The organism is Alcanivorax sp. HI0083 (genome assembly GCF_001635175.1).
The window spans coordinates 1-2954 of the sequence record NZ_LWFX01001467.1; the positions used below are offsets into that span (position 1 = coordinate 1).

The 2954-nt window shown below is 59.8% G+C and carries 5 protein-coding genes; all 5 read right to left on the reverse strand.

What is annotated here, in order from left to right; all coding sequences use genetic code 11:
- On the reverse strand, window positions 1-418 hold a 418-nt coding region (locus A3754_RS22265; protein ID WP_156497147.1), incomplete at its 3' end, for a 4Fe-4S binding protein.
- Between the two features lie 100 nt (window positions 419-518).
- A complete protein-coding gene (ccoP, locus tag A3754_RS22270; RefSeq protein WP_063521375.1) occupies window positions 519-1436 on the reverse strand; it encodes a cytochrome-c oxidase, cbb3-type subunit III in 918 nt (305 codons plus the stop codon).
- On the reverse strand, window positions 1433-1600 hold the full coding sequence (locus A3754_RS22275; protein ID WP_063521376.1) for a CcoQ/FixQ family Cbb3-type cytochrome c oxidase assembly chaperone: 168 nt from the start codon (window positions 1598-1600) through the stop codon (window positions 1433-1435). Before A3754_RS22275 ends, ccoP begins: the two co-directional genes overlap by 4 nt.
- Window positions 1597-2232 carry a cytochrome-c oxidase, cbb3-type subunit II gene (ccoO, locus tag A3754_RS22280; RefSeq protein WP_063521377.1) on the reverse strand — a complete coding sequence of 212 codons (636 nt, stop codon included), beginning with the start codon at window positions 2230-2232 and terminating at the stop codon, window positions 1597-1599. The genes A3754_RS22275 and ccoO overlap by 4 nt, the downstream gene beginning before the upstream one ends.
- 10 nt (window positions 2233-2242) lie before the next feature.
- Window positions 2243-2954, reverse strand: a 712-nt coding sequence (locus A3754_RS22285) for a cbb3-type cytochrome c oxidase subunit I (RefSeq protein ID WP_197468779.1), incomplete at its 5' end; no start/stop codon positions are given.

The following is a 2954-nucleotide window of genomic DNA, read 5'->3' on the forward strand; positions in this document are numbered from 1 at the left end:
TACGGCTGTGGCGATCACCTTCACACCAGAACTCGATCCACTGAAAGAAGCGGGTCCAGGTGGTCTGCGGGCAGACGTAGCCACAATAGACGCGGCCCGCCAGCACGGTAACAAAGAACAGGGCAAATGCGGCCAGGATCAGGATCCAGGACAGCAACAGAAAGTCCTGGGGCCAGAAGCTGGCACCAAAAATACGGAACTGACGCCCCGGCAAATCAAACAGAACCGCCTGCTGGCCGTCCCAGCGCACCCAGGGCAGGATCATGTAAAGGCCCATGGTCGCCAGAATGGTGACGTCGCGGATAAACTGGAAACGTCCGGAAACGGATTTAACCTGAATGCGCTCGCGCTTGCTGTACAAGCTCACGCTGCCGCCATCGGTGGCATCCGTGACCTTGATGCGCTTGGGGTCCGACATACTACTCTCCGCTAACACCTTTGCGCCGCCGGCATCCCTTCACTGCTACGAATGATGGGCGGTGGCACCTTGCCTGTAGAAACCAGGGCTGCCCCGCGGATTACTCCGCGGTGTCAGCGTTCCGGGACAGGCTGTACACATAGGCTGCGATTACATGAATGCGCTCTTTGCTGAGCAGGTTTTCATGGGCCGGCATGTGGCCCGCGCGGCCGTGGCGAATGGTGTATTCGATATCTTCCACGCGGGGGCCGTAAAGCCAGGTGGTATCGGTCAGATCCGGCGCCCCCATCATGATATTCCCCTTGGCGTCCTGCCCGTGGCAGGCAGCGCACATGGCGAACTTGGGTTTGGCCCGCTCAATCGCTGCGGCCTTCTGGCTGTCCTTGACCCGGCCTGGTCGGCTCAGGCTTTGCACATACAGCGCCATGTCCCGTACTGCTTCATCGGTGTTGCCGATGGCTGCGGCCATGGGGGGCATGGCTGCCTTGCGCCCTTTGGTGATGGAGGTGACGATCTGATCCGGCTCGCCACCGTACAGCCAGTCGTCATCGGTCAGGTTGGGGTAGCCCTTGGCGCCACGGGCATCGGAGCCATGGCAAATGGCGCAGTTGTTCGCGAACAGGCGACCCCCTACTGCCAGCGCTTCCGGGTATTCCACCAGCTCCTCGATGGCGACTTGCCCATATTGCTCGAACAGCGGGCCAGTGCTTTTTTCCATCACGGCCACTTCTTTCTGATACTGGTTATCGCTGGTCCAGCCCAGCACCCCGTCGAACTTCCCGAAGCCGGGGTACAGCACCAGATACACGGCAGAGAAAATCAGCGTGCCGATAAACAGGAACAGCCACCAGCGGGGCAGGGGAGCGTTGCGCTCCTGAATGCCGTCGAAGCTGTGGCCCGTGGTCTCCTTGGCGGCTTCCTCTGCAGAAATCTGGTTATTCCACAGCAGCAGGCCGCCGCAACCCAGCAGGTTGATAACGACGATGACGATAATGAACCAACTCCAGAAGTCACTCATTGCTCGTCCCCCTTATCAAGGTTCCCGGCTGTTCGCTCGTCCGCATCCAGCGCGATATAGCCGAGCTTTTCGTAATCTTTTTTGCGACTGGGGCGATACACCCACGCCGCCATGGCAACAAATGCCAGGAAGAACACCAGGGTAAACAGGGCGTGATAGCTCATTGCACAGCCTCCTTGCGTTCCTGACCCAGCGACAGCAGGTAGGCCACCAGTGCATCTTCTTCCGTGGCGTTAGCCCACTCGCCGTTGACCTTGCTCATCTGCTCGGCGATGTCTTCATCGGTATAGGGAACACCAAAGGCATTCTTGAATACCGACAATTTGCGCTCGGTCAGATCCCAATCCACCGGGGTTTCCTGCAGCCAGGGGTAAGCCGGCATGTTGGATTCGGGCACCACCTGGCGTGGATCGCGCAGGTGCTCGCGGTGCCATTGCTCGGTGATGGGTCGCAGGCCCACCCGGGCCAGATCTGGCCCGGTGCGCTTGGAGCCCCACAGGAAGGGATGCTCCCACACATCTTCACCGGCCACGGAATAGGCCCCGAAGCGTTCGGTTTCAGCGCGCAGCGGCCGCACCATCTGGGTATGGCAGACATGGCAGCCTTCGCGGATGTAAATATCCCGGCCTTCCATCTCCAGGGCGGTGTAGGGCTCCAGGGTTTCCAGCGGCTCGGTGGTCGCTTTCTGCCAGAACAGCGGCACGATCTCTGCGAGCCCCCCGAAACTGACGGCGATCAGTGTCAGCACAATCATGAGGCCGACATTCTTTTCTACTACTTCATGAGCGTTAGACATGTCGTTCTCCTCAGTCAGCCTGCTGCACGTTGTCTTCACCGCGGCAGTCGCGTTCGGCACGGACGGTTTTATAGACATTGACGGCCATCAGGATCATGCCGCTGAGGAAGATGATCCCGCCCAGCAAACGAATGATGTAGAACGGATGCCGCTCGACCAGCTCCTGCACGAAGTTGTAGGTGAGGGTGCCGTCGGTGTTCACCGCGCGCCACATGAGCCCCTGCATAATGCCGGACACCCACATGGAGGCGATGTAGAGAACCGTACCAATGGTGCTGAGCCAGAAGTGGGTGTTGATCCAGGAGATGGAGTACATTTGTTTGCGCTCGAACAGGCGCGGCACCATCACATAGGTGGCCCCGATGGTGATCATGGCAACCCAGCCCAGGGCGCCGGCGTGTACGTGGCCGATGGTCCAGTCGGTGTTATGGCTGAGCGCATTCACTGTCTTGATGGCCATCATCGGGCCTTCGAACGTGCTCATGCCGTAGAAGGACAGCGCCACAATCATAAAGCGGATGATCGGGTCGGTGCGCAGCTTATGCCAGGCCCCGGAAAGGGTCATCATGCCGTTGATCATGCCGCCCCAGCTGGGCGCCAGCAGCACGATGGAGAACACCATGCCCAGGGATTGAGCCCAGTCGGGCAGGGAGGAGTAGTGCAGGTGGTGCGGCCCGGCCCACATGTAAACCGCGATCAGGGCCCAGAAATGCACAATGGAA